General features: G+C 60.9%; 15 protein-coding genes and 1 pseudogene. 8 read left to right on the top strand and 8 right to left on the bottom strand.

Annotated elements, in window-relative coordinates:
* Positions 1 to 16: 16 nt before the first annotated feature.
* Positions 17 to 1,432 carry a glycerol kinase gene (locus tag F3J45_RS26345; protein WP_167070012.1) on the top strand — a complete coding sequence of 472 codons (1,416 nt, stop codon included), beginning with the start codon at positions 17 to 19 and terminating at the stop codon, positions 1,430 to 1,432.
* 228 nt (positions 1,433 to 1,660) lie between these two features.
* A complete protein-coding gene (locus tag F3J45_RS26340) occupies positions 1,661 to 3,133 on the top strand; it encodes an amino acid permease (RefSeq protein ID WP_240164717.1) in 1,473 nt (490 codons plus the stop codon).
* A 50-nt stretch (positions 3,134 to 3,183) separates the two neighbouring features.
* On the opposite strand, the gene F3J45_RS26335 is transcribed toward F3J45_RS26340, so the two are convergent.
* Complete coding sequence (locus tag F3J45_RS26335) at positions 3,184 to 3,972, bottom strand: DeoR/GlpR family DNA-binding transcription regulator (protein WP_167070009.1); 789 nt, start codon at positions 3,970 to 3,972, stop codon at positions 3,184 to 3,186.
* A 433-nt stretch (positions 3,973 to 4,405) separates the two neighbouring features.
* On the opposite strand from F3J45_RS26335, the gene eutH reads away from it, so the two are divergent.
* The 3 genes from eutH to ggt all read left to right on the top strand — a co-directional run bounded on the left by eutH (position 4,406) and on the right by ggt (position 7,903).
* Positions 4,406 to 5,650 carry an ethanolamine utilization protein EutH gene (gene eutH / locus F3J45_RS26330; RefSeq protein ID WP_167070007.1) on the top strand — a complete coding sequence of 415 codons (1,245 nt, stop codon included), beginning with the start codon at positions 4,406 to 4,408 and terminating at the stop codon, positions 5,648 to 5,650.
* 46 nt (positions 5,651 to 5,696) lie between these two features.
* On the top strand, positions 5,697 to 6,053 hold the full coding sequence (locus F3J45_RS26325) for a DUF1937 family protein (protein WP_167070005.1): 357 nt from the start codon (positions 5,697 to 5,699) through the stop codon (positions 6,051 to 6,053).
* A 122-nt stretch (positions 6,054 to 6,175) separates the two neighbouring features.
* Positions 6,176 to 7,903 carry a gamma-glutamyltransferase gene (ggt, locus tag F3J45_RS26320; protein ID WP_167070002.1) on the top strand — a complete coding sequence of 576 codons (1,728 nt, stop codon included), beginning with the start codon at positions 6,176 to 6,178 and terminating at the stop codon, positions 7,901 to 7,903.
* A gap of 341 nt (positions 7,904 to 8,244) precedes the next feature.
* Here the strand turns inward: ggt and F3J45_RS26315 are convergent, their stop codons facing one another.
* The 7 genes from F3J45_RS26315 to F3J45_RS26285 form a co-directional block, all read right to left on the bottom strand.
* Entirely contained in the window at positions 8,245 to 9,567 is a 1,323-nt protein-coding gene (locus tag F3J45_RS26315) for an OprD family porin (protein ID WP_167070000.1), read from the bottom strand.
* A gap of 120 nt (positions 9,568 to 9,687) precedes the next feature.
* Positions 9,688 to 10,632, bottom strand: a complete 945-nt coding sequence (locus tag F3J45_RS26310) for a LysR substrate-binding domain-containing protein (RefSeq protein ID WP_167069998.1) — start codon at positions 10,630 to 10,632, stop codon at positions 9,688 to 9,690.
* A gap of 12 nt (positions 10,633 to 10,644) precedes the next feature.
* Entirely contained in the window at positions 10,645 to 11,976 is a 1,332-nt protein-coding gene (locus F3J45_RS26305) for an FAD-binding oxidoreductase (protein WP_205300692.1), read from the bottom strand.
* Positions 11,977 to 11,984: 8 nt separating this feature from the next.
* Positions 11,985 to 12,326 (bottom strand): hypothetical protein, encoded by a 342-nt coding sequence (locus F3J45_RS26300; protein WP_167069996.1) that lies wholly within the window; start codon positions 12,324 to 12,326, stop codon positions 11,985 to 11,987.
* Positions 12,323 to 13,630 carry an MFS transporter gene (locus tag F3J45_RS26295; protein WP_167069994.1) on the bottom strand — a complete coding sequence of 436 codons (1,308 nt, stop codon included), beginning with the start codon at positions 13,628 to 13,630 and terminating at the stop codon, positions 12,323 to 12,325. Before F3J45_RS26295 ends, F3J45_RS26300 begins: the two co-directional genes overlap by 4 nt.
* Before the next feature lie 217 nt (positions 13,631 to 13,847).
* On the bottom strand, positions 13,848 to 14,735 hold the full coding sequence (locus tag F3J45_RS26290) for a LysR substrate-binding domain-containing protein (protein ID WP_167069992.1): 888 nt from the start codon (positions 14,733 to 14,735) through the stop codon (positions 13,848 to 13,850).
* A 68-nt stretch (positions 14,736 to 14,803) separates the two neighbouring features.
* Positions 14,804 to 15,856, bottom strand: coding sequence for a hybrid-cluster NAD(P)-dependent oxidoreductase (locus F3J45_RS26285; RefSeq protein ID WP_167069990.1), 1,053 nt, complete (start codon positions 15,854 to 15,856; stop codon positions 14,804 to 14,806).
* A gap of 237 nt (positions 15,857 to 16,093) precedes the next feature.
* Between F3J45_RS26285 and F3J45_RS26280 the strand changes: the two genes are divergently transcribed.
* From F3J45_RS26280 to F3J45_RS29920, 3 genes and pseudogenes are all read left to right on the top strand, one after another.
* Entirely contained in the window at positions 16,094 to 17,332 is a 1,239-nt protein-coding gene (locus F3J45_RS26280) for an aromatic ring-hydroxylating dioxygenase subunit alpha (protein ID WP_167069988.1), read from the top strand.
* 689 nt (positions 17,333 to 18,021) lie between these two features.
* On the top strand, positions 18,022 to 18,444 hold the full coding sequence (locus F3J45_RS29925) for a hypothetical protein (RefSeq protein WP_205300691.1): 423 nt from the start codon (positions 18,022 to 18,024) through the stop codon (positions 18,442 to 18,444).
* Between the two features lie 234 nt (positions 18,445 to 18,678).
* Positions 18,679 to 18,951 (top strand): annotated as a pseudogene (locus tag F3J45_RS29920) (hypothetical protein); the annotation flags it as partial.

The raw sequence follows: 18,951 nt of genomic DNA, 5'->3' as shown, positions 1-18,951 counted from the left end.
AGGAGACAACAAAAACATGCGTATCGCCGCGCTCGATCAAGGTACCACCAGCACCCGTGTCCTGGTCGTCACCCAGAATGGCTCCGCCGACATCCAGCAATCGCTTCGGCACCAACAACATCACCCGCATCCAGGCTGGGTAGAGCACGATCCAATCGAGCTCCTGAACAACCTCCAGAGCTGCCTTCAAGCAACGGGAAAGGTCGATGCCATCGGCATCGCAAACCAAGGCGAAAGCTGTCTGGCCTGGGATGCGAAAACCGGTGAGCCGCTCTCGCCTGTGATCGTCTGGCAGGACAACCGCACCGCACCTGAAATCAGCCGACTGCGTGCAACTGGCGCTGAGTCGCTGACCCTGGAGCGAGCTGGCCTTGCCCTCGACCCGTACTTCTCGGCAAGCAAGTTGGCCTGGATTGTCCAGAACCTGCCCGCCGCCCAGAGTGCACTGAAGGCTGGACGGCTGCGCCTGGGCACCACCGACGCCTACTTCCTGGATCGACTCACCGGCGTGTTTGCCACTGACGTCACAACGGCGTCACGTACCTCGCTGATGAACCTGGCCACCGGGCAGTGGGACACCGAGCTGTGCGAACTGTTCGGCGTGCCGATGGAAGCACTTCCCGAGATCCGCGACACCGTTGGATTCTTCGGTGAAATCGGCGTTACTCCGGTCACCGCTTCGATCGTCGATCAGCAGGCCTCTCTGTATGGCCATGGCTGCCGTGCCGGCGGGGATGCAAAGATCACCTACGGTACCGGCGCCTTCGCCCTGACCGTCACGGGTGATCAGATCATCCGGGCTCCCGAAAAAGGCCTGCTTGCCACTATCGCCTGGCAAATCGCGGGCAAACCTACCTATGCCATGGACGGGGGTGTTTATGACGCTAGCGCCGCCGTGGAATGGGCGGGTCGTCTCGGCCTCTTCAGTGATTTCTCCGAGCTGGCCGCCTTCAGTGAACCGCCTGCTATTTCGCGCCGGCTTGCCTTTGTGCCAGCCCTCTCCGGCCTTGCTTGTCCGCATTGGGATCGCAGCGCTGCTGCCCTGTGGGTCGGCATGAGCGGCGGCACCACCCGCCAGGACATGTGCCAGGCACTTCTCGAAGGCGTCGCTCTGCGCAGCGTCGAAGTGATTTCGGCCATGGACGGATTCCTGAACGTGACCGACCAACTGTCCATCGATGGTGGCCTTGCACGCAGCCCGTACTTCGCGCAGTTCCTGGCCGATGCGCTGCAGCGCTGCATCGTGACCCAGCGATTCGACGAACTGACCTCGTTCGGTTGCGCAGCCCTGGCGGCCAAAGGCATCGGTATCGAGCTCAAACCTCCACGCAACACCAGCACCAAGTTCCGGCCACGCATCAGCGCGACCGAAGCCCAACAGTGGCGCGAGACCTTCTCCGATGCCGTAAAACGGTGCAGAAGCTGGAGGTAAGTCAGGCTAGGTAATCAGTGGTCACTCAGGGCAAAGTTTTCAAACTTTGCCCTGTGGACACCAGCACCTTGGAGACATGCATTTTTGCCCGTTCCAGAAGAGGAAAAACACAAAACCACACCATTAAAGTCCATGGCATACCGCGTGCGTCGATAACAATAACTCACCCTGACGATCATGATCGGGACGAGTCTGCTTGATAGTGAACACACTTCAGGAGACATCCATATGTCTGAGAATGCAATGAATACTCGGGCGAAACTCAACGACGGCTCACCCGCCGAAGAGCAATACACTGCCCAGTTTGAAAGGACGCTAGGCAAGTTCGAATCCTTCGCTGTCGCCTTCTCCTTCATCTCCATCACCACAGGTCTGTTCTCGACCTACGGCAGCATGCTGACTTCCAGCGGGCCCATTGGTATCTGGACATGGCCGATCGTTACCTTGGGCACCATTCTCGTGGCACTCGTTTTCGGGTTGCTGGCGAGCAAAATCCCACTTTCCGGATTCAGCTACCAGTGGGCCAGCCGCTTGGTAAATCCGGTACTCGGGTGGTGGTTCGGTTGGGCTAGCTTTGCCTTCCTGTCCATCGTCACCGTGGCAGTAGATTATGGCCTAGCCCAGGTCGCACTGTTCCCCCTACTCGGATGGGAGTACAGCGCTTCAGCGGGCGCTCTGACCACTCTCATCCTGATCCTGGTACAGACAGCTCTCATCATCTGGTCAACACCGATTCTCACCAAGATCAACAACTTGGCCGTCGGCGCCGAAGTTGTCGCGGTGTTCGGACTGATCATTGCCATCGGCGCCGCCGTGGCGTTCTTCGGCAAAGGAAATACCTCCAATTTGCTGTCCACAGGCATCGTCCACAGCGACAACTACTACGGCTGGCTTGGCCCGTTCATGCTCTCTGGCCTGCTCGGAGCATTCACGCTGGTGGGCTGGGAATCGGCTGCCAACCTGGCTGAAGAAACCCACAACCCCAAGCAGGTAGTGCCCAAGGCGATGGTCAACGCCGTCGTGGTCAGTGGCGTACTCGGCACACTGTTCCTGATCGTGGTGAGCCTGGGCCTTGGCGACAACGTAGCCGAACTCACTCGAAGTTCTGCACCTGTAGCAGACGTCATTCGGATGACCCTGGGTGAAACCTTCAGCAAGGTGGTATTGGTGGTGGTTTGCGTGGCCATCTTCGCCTGCGGTCTCGTGATCATGACGAGTAACAGCCGGCTCATCCATGCCATGGCCCGAGATGGCCGCCTACCCTTCTCGGAAAAACTATCGGTCGTCCCCAGGCCAACCGGTGGGCCGCTGTGGGCAACGCTCCTGGCGTGTGTCGTGTCGGTTGGCATCGTGCTGAGCTTTTACAGCTCACCTGATGCACTTACCCAGTTGCTGGGGGCCGCGACGCTGTTCCCGGCGCTGCTCTACAGCGGTACCGTGGTGCTCTACATCTTCACCCGTCACAAGCATATCCACCACCCTGACGACTTCACCCTCGGCAAATGGGAATGGCCAGTGGTTGTCGGCGCAAGCGTGTGGCTCTTCGTGGAGATGTGCGTTTTCATCATCCCAAGCGATTTCCGCGTAGCGCAGATGTACGTATTGGCTTCAATGCTCGTGGGAGTCGTCGTGTTCGCAGCGGTATGGTTGCGCCGCAGGAAGCAGCTCGAACGCATGCCTCCACTGGGCACCTACCTGTAACCTGCGTGGTTGAAGTGGCCCTCCCTTGGCTGGGCGGGCCACCTGATCAATCAGCGCTCCACCCATTCCTGCCTGTTGCTAGCAGGCACCTCGTGCACCTCGACATGGGCTTCAGCCAGGGCCTTCGCCAACTCGCCTATCGGCTTACGGTCGATGATCAAGCGGTCAATCCGATCCAACGGGAACACCTGGAACAAGGCGCGCTTGCCCATTTTTGAGGAGTCGGCGATGACCGTCAGGTAGCGGGTGCGCGCGATCATCGCCCGAGTGATTTCCGCTTCCTCGATCGAGAAGTCGAACGCTCCGTCTGAACTGAGGGCACCGATGGTCACCACGGCGTGCTCTGCGTTGAAGCGGGCGATCTGCTCCATCGCCAATGCTCCTGTGTTCTGAGCGGACTCGGGGCGGTACTCCCCACCAATCATGAAGACACGGTTACCGCTTGCCCCAATGCTTTCGGCAATCATCAGCGAGTTCGTGATGACCGTGATCCGGCTCATTTTCGCAAGCTCACGCGCAAAGAAGAGCGTCGTCGTACCGGTATCGATTAGGATGCTGTCTCCTGGGGAATAGAGCCCTGCAGCGTAGCGCGCGACCATTCGCTTCTCTGCCGAGAACTCGTTCATGCGGGTCTGGAACGCATTCTCGTGCTCCCCGCGAGGGGGCAAGGATGCCCCTCCATGGTACTTGGTGACCTGCCCCTCTTCCGAAAGCACCGTCAGATCGCGCCGAATCGTTTCCTGAGAGGTGCTAAGCGAGCGAGCCAGCTCCTCGACCGATATCCGCTCGCGTTGCCGCAGCAACTCCAGTATGTGCTGTCGCCTTTCACTCGGACGCATTTCTACTCCTTGGTCACGTGCCGATGCCCCCAAAGGAAGCGGTATGTGTTACCGATGCACACACTTGAAGCATCGGTAACGCTCAACGTCAAACACTTGCCGACATCGCGCACCATTATTCTTGTGATTTCAGAAACTTACCCACGGCCCTCGTAGCCCGCACCGTTGATGGTTCCAGTCACAATACGCCGCCATTTTGACCGAATCCAGCCCAATTGATCCTCAAAACCACACCAAAACAACGAATGGCATGTGATGTGGTTAGTAAATGGTCAGAAACGTCTCGGAAGTCACACAGCCGATTTGCTGAAGATTCCGGCGATTCACATTCACGTTGACGGTGCTTCTGATATCGATTGGGAGCTAAACAAGAACAAAGTTCCAGGCCCGGCAGGTCATACCGCCAGGCCATTGTGGACATGAAGGTGAAGTCATGGCTGAGTTTGGAAATTTTGTGATCTATCTGATCATGATGGGTGCGGTGATCGGTGCTTGCGCATCCGTTCTCAAGCCTGAGAGTGGTCTGGGTAAAGAGTTCGTGAACGGGATTCACTCCATTGGGCCCGTCTTCCTCGCTCAGGCGGGGATCATGATCTCCATCCCGTTCCTGTCGAAGTTCATCGAAATGGCCCTTGGCCCATACTTCAGTTTGATGGGATCGGACGTCTCGATCGCTGCGCTCTCAATCATCGCTGTGGACATGGGCGGCTATCAGCTCGCTGACGCGATCGCCGCAAACCGCGACGTCTGGATCACCGCCATGATTGTCGGCTACACGTCCGGCGCTACCATTGTCTATCTGATTCCCGTCGGCCTGATGATGCTGGATCGCAAGGATCACAAATACCTCGCTCTGGGGGCGATGGCCGGCCTGATCAGCATCCCCTTCGCCGTACTCGCGTCACTGGTCATGATCACCTCGTTCAACTTGCCAGTGCGTGAAATGGTGTCGACGAACTCGCCGGCCCTGCACTACCTGACGCTGGACTTCGTGGCGTGCCTCAAGTTGCTGACACCGCTGTTCATCTTCTGTTTCGTACTCGCGGCTGGCCTGCGCTATAGGGCCAATCTCATGGTCACCGGCTTCCTGGTGTTCGGTAAGGTCATGGACGCCTTCATCAAGATCATCCTGGCTCTCGCCATCGTGGAGCACTTCACCGGCTTCTTCATGAAGAACTTCGGGGTGTGGGGCTTCGATCCAATGTTTGCAGATCAGAAGGAGCTGTTCCGCGCGATCGAGATCGCGGGCTACATAGGCATCATGCTCGCTGGCACCTTCCCCATCTGCTTCTTGTTCAACAAGTACTGCCGCCGCCCGATGGAAGTCCTGGGTAAACAGTTTGGCCTCTCAGGCCCTGGTGCAGCCGCCTTCGTCATGGTGTTCGCCAACATCATCGCGGTCTACCACATGTTCAAAAACCTGAATGCTCGCGACAAGGTGCTGTGCGTTGCGCTGGGCGTATGTGCTCAAGCAACCATCGGCGACCACCTGGCATTCACCGCCAACTTCCAGCCCACGTTGATCATGCCAGTACTGCTGGCCAAGCTCTTCGGTGGCCTGCTGGCAGTCGGCATCGCAATCAAGATTTCCGTGCCTGCAGCCCTGCGCTATGAAGCCCAGGAAAACGCTCAGCAGGAGGAACTCGATTGCCCGCAAACAGCACTTCGCTCTGCCTGACCGGTAACCACCAGGCGATCACTCGCCGCCATTAATAGAGGTAAACATGCGTAAAATTTTCCTGGCCTGCCCTTACAGCCACACTGATGCCAACGTGACCCACGAGCGGTTCCTGGCATGCAACAAGGTAGCTGCCACGATCGTTGAATCGGGCAACGCGGTGTTCAGTCAAGTGTCGATGTCCCACCCGATCAACCTGGCTTTCGAGGGCAAAGACAACGCTGCCATCGGCAAGCTCTGGGCTCCAGTGGATGCAGTGTTCATGGACGTCATGGAAGAGCTGATCATCCTCGACCTGCCAGGTTGGGATCTGAGCTCGGGCATCAAGCGCGAGATCGAGTTCTTCAAAGCCCGCGATCAAAAAGTGAGCTTGTGGTCTGAAGTCAGCCACGAGTTCCAGTAAGAGAAGGAGGCTAAAAGCCTCCTTCTTCGTTTCTCCCCCCTCGCTTACAGCTACAACGCTTCTCGTGCCAGCTACAGTCCCACTGGCACAGTTCTCTACGGCAATTGCAGGATCAATTCGCTATGCACTATAAGAAAATCGGTGTGTCCTTCATTGCGGCAGTTCAAATACTGTCCATCTCCGTCTCTCATGCAGCTTCGCAAACGCCGGTCGCGGCTGAACACGGCATGGTAGTCACCGCCCAACATCTGGCGAGCAAGGTCGGGGTCGATGTCCTGAAAGCTGGCGGGAACGCAGTGGATGCTGCAGTAGCCGTAGGTTACGCCCTAGCGGTGGTTTATCCCGCTGCAGGAAATCTCGGCGGCGGTGGTTTCATGACCATTCAGCTCGCCGATGGCAAGAAGACGTTCCTTGACTTCCGCGAGAAGGCGCCGCTTGCCGCTACCGCTGACATGTACTTGGACAAATCGGGGAACATCGTTCCAGGACTTAGCTCGCGCGGTCAGCTTGCTGTGGCCGTGCCGGGTACCGTATCGGGTCTTGAGTACGCACGCGAGAAATACGGCACCAAGCCTCGTGCAACCTTGATCGAACCCTCTATTGCCCTGGCCGAGAAAGGCTTCACGCTTGAGCAAGGCGATGTGGATCTGCTGGTCACCGCTACCGACGACTTCAAGAAGGACATAAAGGACTCAGGCTCGATCTTCCTTTCCAATGGAAAACCCATGGAAGTCGGTCAGCGTCTGGTTCAAAAAGACCTCGCCAAAACCCTGCGGACGATCTCGGACAAAGGTGAAAACGGCTTCTACAAAGGTTGGGTCGCCGATGCGTTGGTGAACTCCAGCAAGGCCGGTGGCGGCATCATCACCCAGAAGGATCTTGACCACTACAAGACCCGCGAGCTGGCTCCGGTTGAATGCGATTACCGGGGCTACCACGTGATCTCCGCCCCGCCACCCAGCTCGGGCGGTGTAGTGATCTGCCAGATCATGAACATCCTCGAAGGCTATCCGATGGGAGAACTGGGGTATCACTCTGCTCAGGGCATGCACTACCAGATTGAAGCTATGCGCCATGCCTACATAGACCGAAACAGCTACCTCGGCGACCCGGACTTCGTGAAAAACCCGATCGACCACCTGCTCGACAAAAAGTACGCCGCCAAGATCCGTGAAGCGATCGACCCACACAAGGCTGGCGACTCGTCAAAACTCGGAACAGGGGTTGCGCCTCACGAAGGTAACAACACCACCCACTACTCCATCATCGACCAATGGGGCAACGCCGTTTCCGTCACCTACACCTTGAACGACTGGTTTGGTGCAGTGGTGATGGCCAGCGGTACCGGCGTCTTGCTGAACGACGAAATGGACGACTTCACTTCGAAAGTCGGCGAGCCAAACATGTATGGCCTCGTACAAGGCGAAGCGAACGCGATTGCCCCCGGTAAAACGCCGCTGTCGTCGATGAGTCCGACCATCGTTACCAAAGACGGTAAGCCGGTCATGGTCGTGGGTACTCCAGGTGGCAGCCGCATCATCACCGCCACTCTGCTAACCATGCTGAACGCGATCGACTACAAGATGAACATCCAGGAAGCGGTCGATGCTCCTCGTTTCCATCAGCAGTGGCTGCCAGAGGAAACTCACCTTGAGGACTTCACGATCAGCGCAGACACCCGGAAAATCCTGGAGAGCTGGGGTCACAAGTTTACCGGGCCACAGCCCCTCAACCACGTCGCTGCAATCTTGGTAGGCGCCCCGTCTCTCGACGGTAAGCCCGTGGGCAACAACCGCTACTACGGCGCCAACGATCCACGTCGCGGCACAGGCCAGGCCTTGGGCTACTGAGTTCAGTCTGCTATTCGAGAGGGGGCCGCCGGCCTCCTTTTTGTTTATAAACTTGGCACGTCAAGGATGCCCATCCGAAAGCAGATTAAATCAAGGCCGCCCTCTGAACGCCGGAGGTGGTACACGTCTAGACCCTTCATCGTGGAGCTGCCTCCTGCCTTCCCCCGAAGCCGATCATCTCTGCGCAATGAATATCCCTCATGGTCACGCGCATTTCAGCTCACGCACAGACTTGATCGGAACATCCCACGCTGGAGGTTCGGAAGCACACATGCCTCCGAAACCTGCAACGTGGGTGATCAGCAATGTCTTTACGAATCGAGCGTTCTCAACGCCTAACGTCAAAAGACGTCGACCGGATACTGCGTGATGATCCTTACCTGATCAACGTCTCCATCAGATTGGGCTGAATTAGCGCGGTGGGTGGTCTGCTGCACTACCCACGACAGGTTTTTCGCTGGCCCACTTTGCACCACATACTTCAACTGGAAATCGCGCTCCCAATGCTTGCCGCCATCCCCCAACGTCGCGTAATAAGCATAGGCGCCAGTGCTGTCGACTTCGCTGTTATCGATGCCCGAACCACGTAGATAGCGCGCCATGAAGCTCAGCCCTGGCAGCCCCCAGGCAGCTAGCTCGAAGTCGTAACGGATCTGCCAGGAGCGCTCGTTCGGTGAGTTGAAATCCGAATAGAGCACCGAGTTGGCCAGGTAGATGGAATCACCGTCACCGAGGTAGTCGAACGGCTGGTCGCCATCGATGCGCTGGTAGGCCAGCATCAGCGAATGCGCACCCGTGCGCAGGCGGGCGTAAGTGCTCCAGCTGTCCGTGGCGATCTTCCCCGCCCGTGCACTGCCCTGGTCGCGAGTACGGTAGTAATTGCCACCCAGGTCTAGCGCGTGCCCGCCATCGAACGCAAAGGTATGCGCCAGGCTCAGGTAGCGCTGCGTCCAGACATCTTCGAAACGCGCCTGGTACAGGCTCAACGCGGTGCCATCGGCGAAAGCGTATTCACCGCCAAGGTAGCTGGCGCTACGGTAGGCTGTGCCGCCGTATTCGGTACTCATCTCGCCGTCATGATTGCTGCTGGCCTTGTTGCGCGCCGCATGCAGGTGGCCGCCTTGCAGGATCAGGCCGTCGATGCTGGTGTTGCTCAGCGACACGCCGCGAAAGCTCTGCGGCAGCAGACGGCCATCGCCGCGCTGGAACACCGGGGTGATCGGGAACAGGTCGCCGAGTTTCAGCTCCGTGTCGAACGCCCGCAACTTGAGCGCCGCACCCGCGGCGGAAAAGTCGTCCTCGGCACGCCGCTGGCTATCCAATGGCAGCAGGTTGGTGCCGGAGGTGCCACCACCGCTGTCCAGCTTCAGGCCCAGCAAGGCATGGGCGTCGATGCCGACACCCAGAGTCCCCGCGGTGTAACCGGAACTGAAGAAGCCTTGGAACCCTTGGGCCCACTCCTCCCGGTAACTCTGCCGTTGCGGGTTGAAGACACCATCGCCGCGACTGCGGAAATCGCGGTTGAAGTAGAAGTTGCGGTTGATCAGTTGCAGGGAGCTGCCTTCCAGCAGGCCCTCGGTGGCTTCCTCGGCCATCAGGGGCAAGCTGCACAGAAGCAAGGCGCTGGCGCAGAACGCGCGGGGAGCACGGACAGGTCGGGACACGATGGCGAACCTCTTGTTGTTCTTGTATGAGGAGCCATCAGTGTTGCCGCGCCGTCCGCTGGCGGACAAACGCTCATTTCCCGGGCAGTGCATGCCACAGGCGCATGCAGGAGAGTGCACTCAGAGCCCGAGGAACGCCCGTGTCGCTTCGTTGGTACGGCGGGCGTAATCGAGGATCCAGTCCTTGAACACCATATGCGGGCGGGACGCCTCCAGGCCCTGGCCATGCACCAGGTACTCGACATGCCCGGTGTTGACCACCGCGTCCACCGGCCGCACCAGGTTGCCATTGGCGAAGTCCGTCAGCGGCGCGACGTAAGCCCACATCAACATCACCCCCTGGCCGGCGAACGCCGCGCGACATGCGAGGTCGTAGTTGGAAACCGACAGGGTGTAGTTGATCCCCCGGGTGTCGCAGCCGGCTCGGCTGAACCAGTCCGGCCAGCCCTTGACCGTGCGCAGGTGCCTGACCTCGAAGTCGATCAGCTTCTCCCGGGACAGGTCGGCGATACCGGTGATTTCGCGGCCTTTCAGGTAGGCCGGGGCACAGGCGGGAAAGATCATCTCCTCGAACAGCCCGATGCACACGTGTCCGCCACGCTGGCCCTGGTCGTAGAGGATGGTGAAGTCGCTCTCGTTGTCCTGGATCGCCGCGTAGTCCTCGCCGTCGACGGCGATGACCCGCACACGGATCTCCGGATGGCGGTCCTTGAACTCGGCGATGCCCGGCAACAGCCAGAAGCTGGCGATGGCCATGCTGGCGCTGATGGTCACGGTAGGACTCTTGTCGTTCTCAATGGTCTCCACGGTGCGGCGCAGTTCCGCCAGGCTGCGCTCGATGCCGCCGAGCAGGGTGCGACCGGCCTTGGTCAGGTCGAGGGCCTTGTGCGTGCGGGTGAACAGCTGCACGCCCATGCTCTCTTCCAGATGCTTGATCTGCCGGCTCACCGCGCTCTGCGACAGGTTGATCTCCTCCGCCGCCCGGGTAAAGCTTAGGTGCCGGGCGGCGGCCTCGAAGGCTTCGAGGTTCTGCAGGGGAGGAAGTCGTTTTCTGGATATGCTCATGGCCCGCCTTTCTTAATATTCCTGCCTCCCGACCCAACGCTCTTTGGCGAGATAGGCCTTAACCCCAAGATCAAGGAACGGCCTGGGCGGCAACCGCTGCGGAGCACCCAGTTCGCGCATGTCGGTGATCAGTTCGTTGTCCACGCCACAGGCCAGGTCGGCCAGGGTCACCCCGGCGATGGTCTGCTTGGCGATTCCGACCCCGTTGCAGCCCACGGCGGCGTAGACATTACGCTCGATCTTGCCCCATCGCGGCGCGCCATTGCGAGTGATGCTGAAGAACCCCATCCAAAAATGCTCCAGCGCCACATCCTCCAGCATCGGGAAACGTGCCAGGAACACTTCGCGATGCTGCGCCCGGACCCGCTGGCGAACACGCTCGTCGACCTGCAGACGCGGAGTGAAGTCGAACTGCTGGCGGATCAGCAGGCGATGATCACGGGTATAACGCATGGTCGCGCCGCTAACCGCATTGGCCGGAGTCACGCCCCACTCCTCGACGTTGCCGATCCGCGCCCGCTGCTCCGCCGTCAGTGGCCGGGTCAGGCTGCCATAGGATGCAACATTGAACATCTGCCGCTCGAAGCCTGCCAACTGCGAAGCGCTGCCGTTGTTCGCCAGCATCAGCCGGCTGGCACTGACCTCACCTCCGGCGGTGCTCGCGTGGATGCGCGCACCGCATTCCAGGCGAGTGACAGCACTGTTCTCGTAAAGCGTGACATTCTCCGGCAGGGTATCAGCCAGACCACGGGTCAGCGCTGCCGGGTTGAGTAGGATGCAACCGGGGGTGTAGATCCCGGCATGGAAGAACGAGGTTCCCAGGCGACGGGCCAGCTCGGCCTGCTCCAGCCACTGGTAGGGCTCGCCCAGGGTGTCCAGTTCATTGGCGTGCTGGCGCAACAGGGTTTCGGCCAGCTGCGGCGCGGCAGCACAATGGTACTTGCCTTTCTCGCTCCAGTCGCAAACGATCTGCCGCGACTTGACGATATCGTCAAGGTAAGCGATGCCCGCCTTCATCAGGCGCTTGTAGTTGACCGCCTTCTCCAGTTCCGCAGTGGAACTGCCGACATTGTGCGGTACATCGATGGCGAAACCGGAATTACGCCCCGAGGCATTGTCACCCGCCTCGCCGGCTTCGAGCACGACGATGCGCTCGCTGGGGCGGTTGTGCGCCAAGCGCCGCGCGACCGCCAGCCCGGCGTAACCGGCGCCGATTACCAGCCAGTCGGCCTCGATGCGCTGGTTCAGGGGCGCATGGGCCTGGCGCGGGGGTAAGATCGCCGACCAGCCGTTGGTGTGATCGTCGTGAGGTTTGAGCCTGATATCCACTGCTGCTGCGTCCATAGTGCCGTTCACTCGCCTGGCGGGGTAATGACGAAGAAGACTTTCGCCTCGGTGCCGAAGTACTTGACGGCGGTGTGCTTCGGAATTCGCAAGGTGGTGTGCGGGCCGCCTTCGAAGCGCTCGCCGGACTCCAGCTGGAAGCCGAAGTGGCCTTCGAGCACGATCAGCACCTCGTCGTAGTCGAGGGTCTTGTATGGCGAGTCATCGCCATCCCAGCGGGCAAACCCCGCCAGCAGCGGCCCCTCGTCGTCCAGGGGGACCGACCAGCCCATTTCGACCTGTGCCTTTCCCGAGAGCGGGCGCTGCACGTAGCGCACCTGGTCGACGTTGATCGCGAGTGCCTGGATCATTGGGTTTCCCTCTGCATGTGACGGGCGCAGGCCCAGTAGTGGTAGGTCGCCCAGAAGCCGGTGAACGCGCAGCCGAGCAGAACATAGCGCAGCGATTCAGCCGGATTGGCCAGGTGCGGACCGACCAGGTCGGAGAGCAGGCCGACCAGTTGCGGAGCGATGGCCAGGTTGGCGATGTTGGCGGTGAACAGCAGGATCGCCGAGCCCTTGGCGCGCATGCCGGCCGGATAGAGGTTCTGCAACAGGCCGATGGAGGGGCCGATGTAGATGTAGGTGATGGGCACGAACAGCCACAGCAGGACATGCACCAGGTCGAGCCGCGTGGTACTGAACAGGGCCACGGAGAACAGCGTGCCGAGCAAGGTAGTCCAGGCCACGAAGCTGGACTGGCGATCCATCGGCTTGCCGCGCAACAGCAGCATTACGAGCACGGTGACGACCATCATCGCGGTTCCGGCCAACCCGTGGATGGGCCCGAGCAGCGCGCCGGCCTCGCCCACTGTCAGGCCATGGCTGCGGACCAGGAACGAAGTGGCCCACCAGAGGATGCCCCAGCCCCAGAAGGTGATCACGGTGGCACCGGCGATCAGGTGGAACAGCGCACGGCGCCGCAGGGTATAGGCCAGCGCTGCCTTGAAGCTGCTGTCATCGCTTGCAGGTACGACCGGCTCATCGTGCACCCGCTTCGGCTCGCGGATGCACAACCACACCAGCAGGGCGAAGGGTATGCCGCACAGGCCGAACACCAGCAGCGTGGTACGCCAGCCGTAGGCGTCGTTCAGGTACCCGGCCCCGGAAGCGCCGAACCAGGCGCCAACGCTGGCACCGATGCCATACAGCGACAGGGCGAAGGCACGCAGGCGGGGACGAAACTTGTCGGCGATGATCGAGTGACTGGGCGGCGTACCACCCGCCTCACCCACACCGACGCCGATCCGCGCCAGCAGCAGGTGCCAGAAGTTGTTGCTCAGGCCGCAGAGCACGGTCATGGCCGACCAGACCGCCACGGCCACGCCGATCATGCGCTTGCGGTTGGTGCGATCGGCCAGAGCTCCCAGGGGCAAGCCGGCGGCGACGTAGAAGATCGCCAGGGCGACCCCGGTGAGAAAGCCGACCGAAGCGTCGCTGAGCTGGAACTCGTGCTTGATCGGCTCGATCAGCGTGGAAAGGACATAGCGGTCGGCGATGTTGATCGCATACACCGCGGTAAGGATGAACAGGGTGGTCCAGGCGCCGGGGCTGGCGACCACGGATGATTCGGTGGACGACACGGTGGCGTTGAGACTGTTCGAATGCACGGACATGGTTGACCTCCAGCCGCTGACCGGCGCACCTGAGTAGCGCCGCGAGCTTGTTATTGTTCTTGTTCGAGAGGTGCACGGCGGGAGCCGTGTACAGGGAAAAACATACCTCTGGCACCGGCACGGCAAAAGCGCATATTGCTTCTGCCTTGCATGCGCCATACGCATGCAAGTGCCACAGGAATGGGCTGGTTTCGCGGCTTGCCTGAGGAAATGACAGTCAGGACGCCGCGCCGACCCACTCCCACAGCGTGCGGGCCAACGGGGTCAGCTCGCGGGAGGCGGGACAGGCGAGGTACTCGCCCTGTCCTGTCAGCAGGGTCTCGGGACAGGCGCGGCAGAGGCGCTGGCCATCGACTTCCGCCGGCAGCGCTTCAGCCCAAGCCAGGGCAATGCCTTCCCCGGCCAGGGCGGCCTTGATCGCCAGGTCGTAGCTCGACACGCGCAGGATCGCCCCCAGGTGGCTGCCCTCGACGCCGACACGGCGCATCCACTGGCGGGTCGAGAGGGTCGCCGGATCGTTGGACTCCAGTTCGATCAGGTCGCAGCGGGCCAAATCGGCCAAGCCCCGGATCTGCTGGCGGTCGCGATAGGCCGGGGTGCACACGGCGAATATCTCCTCCTCGGCGATGCGCTGGCTGCGCAGCGCCGGCCACTGCCCATCGCCGTAGACAATGGCGAAATCGGTGGCGCCGAAGTCGATGGCGCGGCGGTCCTCGACCGCCACCACCCGCACGTTGACCTGCGGGTGCAACTTGCGAAAACGCGACAGCAGCGGGATCACCAGGTAGCTGGCAATGCCGCTACTGGCGGCGATGGACAGGCCGGGCGCCTGGGCACCGTCGATCTGCTGCACCGCCTCCTTGATGCACTGTAGGCTCTGGGTAACGGCGCGGTACAGCACGGCGCCGTTGTCAGTGAGGCTGACCTCGTTGCCGCGCCGCTCGAACAGGGGCGTGCCCAGGCTTTCTTCCAGACGCTTGATCTGCTTGCTGACGGCGCTCTGGGTCAGGTGCAACTCCGCGGCCGCACGGGTGAAGGTACCAAGGCGCACCACCGCGTCGAAGGCGACGATGGCGCTGAGGGGTGGCAACTTCTTCGCGGTCATGGGCAGTGTCCGGGCGGGCGCGGGGTGCGCGGGTCCGAGGGTAGCGGCAATCACACGGGCGGGCAATGTCAGGCATCGATAACCACGTCGCCCAGGGGCTCACTGCAGCACGACAGGATGTAGCCCTCCGCGAGCTCTTCCTCGCTGATCCCACCATTGGCGGCCATGCGTACTTCGCCGGCGCGCTTGAGCACCCGGCAGGTGCCGCATATACCCATGCCGCAGGCCTTGGGCAGGGCCACGCCGAGCTGGCTGGCGGCCGCGTGCACGGTCTCGCCGGGGGTGATGCGAATACCTTTGTCGCTGCGAGCGAAATGCACCAGATGGGTCTGCTCGGTGGTGGGTGGCGGTGTCTGCGTCACTGGCACGAAGGCTTCCTCGTGGTAGCGACGACTGTCGAAGCCGGCCTCGTCGAGCAGGCGCCTGACCGCGGCCATGTAGGGCGCGGGGCCGCAGCAGAAGATCTCGCGGTCGAGAAAATCCGCCGCCATCAGTTCCAGCATCGCCCGACCAACGTAACCGCGATATCCTGACCAGGTTTCGCCACTGCCCTGGCGCTCGCACACCAGATGCAGTTGGAACGCCGGGTTGCGCGCCGCCATATGACGCAGCTCGCGGTGATAGATGATGTCCCCCGGCGTGCGCGCGCTGTGCACAAACACCGCGTCCGTGGCGCTATGGGTATCGCACAGCCAGCGCGCCATGGACATCAGCGGGGTGATCCCGACACCGCCGGACAGCAACAGCACTTTATCCGCCGGACGCTTCGCAAGGTGGAAACGCCCTGCCGGCCCATGGACGACCAGGACCTGGCCGGTACCAAAGTGATCGTGCAGCCAGTTGGACACCTTGCCACCGGGGATACGCTTGATGGTCAGAGAAAACTGCGTGGGCAGCGTCGGCGAGCTGGCAATCGTGTAGCTACGCATCAGCGTCTCGCCGTCGATCAGCAGTTCCAGGGTGACAAACTGCCCCGGCCTGAACACGAACAGGCAGGGTTGCTCGGCGACGAAGCAGAAGGTTCGGACATCCCGGGTTTCATCGATGGTGCGCACGCAACGGACGACGTGGCGTCCCGGGCTCCAGGCCCGTGGCGCGAGGGACTGCGCGAAAGTGGTCATGGCGGTTTCGGCTCTTTTTGTTGTTCCGGCCGCCACTATCGGGACTCACTGCCGACGCCGCAAAGGATCAATCGGCATACGCCCATTCCGCGTGGGAATACCCGCTTCCCTGCATGAAAAAAGGAATGCAGGCCATGCCGCGTATTCGTTTGGCGATCCGCCGCCAGCGCCTTATAACCGGCGGGCGCCCTGAAAACAATGAACGCCCGCGCAGGCGACCTTCGATGAGGTTTTTCCATGACCGGCTGCAGCCATCACGCTCCCGTCCCCACCCCTTCCCTCACCCCGAACCTGGCCGACCTGTATAGCCAATGCCGACGCGGCCATACCCTGCCGCAGACGCTGTACACCAGCGCTGCGGTGTTCGACTTCGAGATGGACGCGGTCTTCACCCGCGCCTGGCTGCAAGCCGGGCACCTGGCGGAAATACCCAGGACCGGCGACTACATCACCGTGCAACTGGGCAAGACCTCGGTGGTGATCATTCGCGAGTCGGAGAGTGTGGTCCGCGGCTACTTCAACACTTGCCGGCATCGCGGCGCACTGCTCTGCACCAGTGACAAGGGCTCGGCACGGCGGCTGGTCTGCCCCTACCACCAATGGACCTACGACCTGGGCGGCAACCTGATCTTCGCACGCAACATGCCCGCCGACTTCGATCCGCGCCAGCATGGCCTGGTCCCGGTGCACTGCGAGGTGGTAGCGGGAGTGATCTTCATTGCCCTGTCGGACGATGCTCCGGATTTCGCCGAGTTCCGCCATCAGCTCGAGCCGATGCTCGCCCCCCACGATCTGGAGAACGCCAAAGTCGCCCACAGCGTAGTGCTGCCCGAATACGCCAACTGGAAGCTAGTGATGGAGAACGGCCGCGAATGCTATCACTGCAGCGCGCGCCATCCGGAGTTGCTCACCGCGTTCCGCGATCCCACCGAGGACGACTACTTCGACGCTCAGCCGGACTGGATGAAAGACTTCGAAGCGGTCTGCCACGCAAATGGCCTGGTCAACGGCCCAGCCGAGGGCGCCTGGTTTGACATCCTGCGGTTCCCGATCAAGGACGGTGTCGAGTCCCTGACCCTGGACGGCCGCCTGGCCTGTTCCCAGCTGCTGATTCCCTCCGGCGAGGGCAATATTGGCACCCTGCGCTGGGCCACCGAGCCCAACGCCTTCAGCCACGCCCTGCGCGACCACGCCTTCAGCTTCGAGGCCTGGCCGATCGATGTTGGCACTACCCATGTGCGCGGCAAGTGGCTGGTGCACAAGAATGCCGTGGAAGGCCGCGACTACGAACTGGCCCACCTCACAGCGCTGTGGAACGCCACCAACGATCAGGACAAATGGCTGGCGGAGAACAACTTCAAAGGCGTGCAGGGCCGCGGATATGTGCCTGGTCCGTTCTCTGTAAATGATGAAAAGAAAGTGATCGACTTCGTCAATTGGTATCTGGACACTGCTCAGCGCTGTCTCAGGTTCTGAGGGTCAAGCGGCCATAAGGGGTATGGCTACGGCACCGACCGAGGGTTCGACGCACGCCAGTTCGGCATGTTCAAAGGTGCGGCACTAATGCAGGGCATGGTGCCCCTTACCCACCGCCAGCGCAGACCGGGCTGGTCCATTTACCGGTCGCGCTGGTACGGTGCGACGCGCCGAACCAGGCACTTCCAAGGTGGCAAAAACCTTATCGGCGGCGTCGAAGGTGCGCATTTCGAAGGTGACACCGAACTTGGCCAACACCTCGGCCAGGGCGAACGACACCCCCTTGAAGGGCCCCCCATGTTCTTGCCTACAACCTCAAACGAATTATGAGCATCTTCGGCATTGCAGGACTACGTGAGGCGATCAGGGTGTAAACTGCGCCGCTTACTGACGCCATACGGGTCGTGGGCGCGGCCCATATGTCACTACAACCGTCTTTTCTCGCTGAATAAGCTACTCGCGTTTTCGCCTGCTAATCCCACTGACACCCCGTAGACCTCTCAGTTTGCGACGGACTTGATGCGTGTTCACGCAGCCGACTGCTAGATTTCCTGGATCAGGCGGTCGACGCTGTTCACCGCCGCATTGATCTGTTGCTGGCCTTAGCGGGCCTGCTGCTAGCCGCTGTCGGCTGGCTGCGCGGCCTGGCTGCATGAGCGGGCGACTTCGTTGGCGGTGGCGACCATTTCGTGGATATCGGTGGACACCATGTCCACAGCTTCACGTTGGCGCCCGGCGGCTTCGGCCATGTCGCAAAAGAAGCGGGTCGAACTGTTCGAGGTGCTGAGGATCTTGCCGGCGTCCGCGCCGATGTAGTGGATCAGGCTGCTGATGGTGCCGAGGAGCTGGTTGAACCGGCTGGCCAGATCTGCGGCCTCGTCTTGACCTCACACTTCGAGATTGCGAGCCAAATCGCCTTCACCTTGAGCAACTCCTTTCAGACCACTGGCTGCTACGGCGCGGATTGGGGGCGCGATCAGCCTAGCGAAACTGGCACCGACCACGGCAAAGATCAGAGCCATGACAACTGCAATGGCCGCGGTGATCCAAGTTGGGCGATTAGCGTTAGCGATCACCTCGCCCATACGAATCAGGCCGATGACTGGCCCTGATTTGCCAGCTCCATCTGGTACCACAGCCGTTTGCGTGGATCGTGGTCCCCTCTTCTAGATGTCGACCGGCGAGGTTAGCGTCAAATTCTGTCGCGCTCAAAACATGCGCATTGAACGAACTCGTAAGCAGGCGGTCATCAATATTGGATCCAATTTTTGTATATCTGGGTCGCTGCCTCTGGGTTTAGGCTGCCCGGCAGCGAATGAGGAAGTGTTCAGCAGGAGGCTGTCACCATGGTCTCATTTAGAAGCTCATATCACCCCATTGATGCGGCCATCCTCTGGTGCGATCTCGCCGACCACGAAGCCGAAATATTGCAAGTCGAGCTATCTGATCCTGGCGGCTTGCTCAAGCACTTTCCCCAATGGCCTACGCTTCACCTCTACGCCGAGCGTATCTGCGACGCGATCATCTATGGGGAGTTACCGGCGACTTACTTGGGTGGTCCCATTGGCCTGACGGATCCTGTACAAAGGGCCTTCTCAGACTGTGTGAAAACACACTGG

It is taken from the genome of Pantoea sp. Ap-967 (assembly GCF_011752565.1).
Lineage (GTDB): Bacteria > Pseudomonadota > Gammaproteobacteria > Pseudomonadales > Pseudomonadaceae > Aquipseudomonas.
Note: the sequence above shows the minus strand (reverse complement) of the source record. Positions and strands in the feature narration are given on the sequence as shown.

What these genes read in the sequence shown, in the direction of transcription:
- F3J45_RS26345 (WP_167070012.1), top strand. Translation starts at nt 17, where the DNA reads ATGCGTATCGCCGCGCTCGATCAAGGTACCACCAGCACCCGTGTCCTG.
- F3J45_RS26340 (WP_240164717.1), top strand. Translation starts at nt 1,661, where the DNA reads ATGTCTGAGAATGCAATGAATACTCGGGCGAAACTCAACGACGGCTCA.
- F3J45_RS26335 (WP_167070009.1), bottom strand. Translation starts at nt 3,972, where the DNA reads ATGCGTCCGAGTGAAAGGCGACAGCACATACTGGAGTTGCTGCGGCAA.
- eutH (WP_167070007.1), top strand. Translation starts at nt 4,406, where the DNA reads ATGGCTGAGTTTGGAAATTTTGTGATCTATCTGATCATGATGGGTGCG.
- F3J45_RS26325 (WP_167070005.1), top strand. Translation starts at nt 5,697, where the DNA reads ATGCGTAAAATTTTCCTGGCCTGCCCTTACAGCCACACTGATGCCAAC.
- ggt (WP_167070002.1), top strand. Translation starts at nt 6,176, where the DNA reads ATGCACTATAAGAAAATCGGTGTGTCCTTCATTGCGGCAGTTCAAATA.
- F3J45_RS26310 (WP_167069998.1), bottom strand. Translation starts at nt 10,632, where the DNA reads ATGAGCATATCCAGAAAACGACTTCCTCCCCTGCAGAACCTCGAAGCC.
- F3J45_RS26305 (WP_205300692.1), bottom strand. Translation starts at nt 11,976, where the DNA reads ATGGACGCAGCAGCAGTGGATATCAGGCTCAAACCTCACGACGATCAC.
- F3J45_RS26300 (WP_167069996.1), bottom strand. Translation starts at nt 12,326, where the DNA reads ATGATCCAGGCACTCGCGATCAACGTCGACCAGGTGCGCTACGTGCAG.
- F3J45_RS26295 (WP_167069994.1), bottom strand. Translation starts at nt 13,630, where the DNA reads ATGTCCGTGCATTCGAACAGTCTCAACGCCACCGTGTCGTCCACCGAA.
- F3J45_RS26290 (WP_167069992.1), bottom strand. Translation starts at nt 14,735, where the DNA reads ATGACCGCGAAGAAGTTGCCACCCCTCAGCGCCATCGTCGCCTTCGAC.
- F3J45_RS26285 (WP_167069990.1), bottom strand. Translation starts at nt 15,856, where the DNA reads ATGACCACTTTCGCGCAGTCCCTCGCGCCACGGGCCTGGAGCCCGGGA.
- F3J45_RS26280 (WP_167069988.1), top strand. Translation starts at nt 16,094, where the DNA reads ATGACCGGCTGCAGCCATCACGCTCCCGTCCCCACCCCTTCCCTCACC.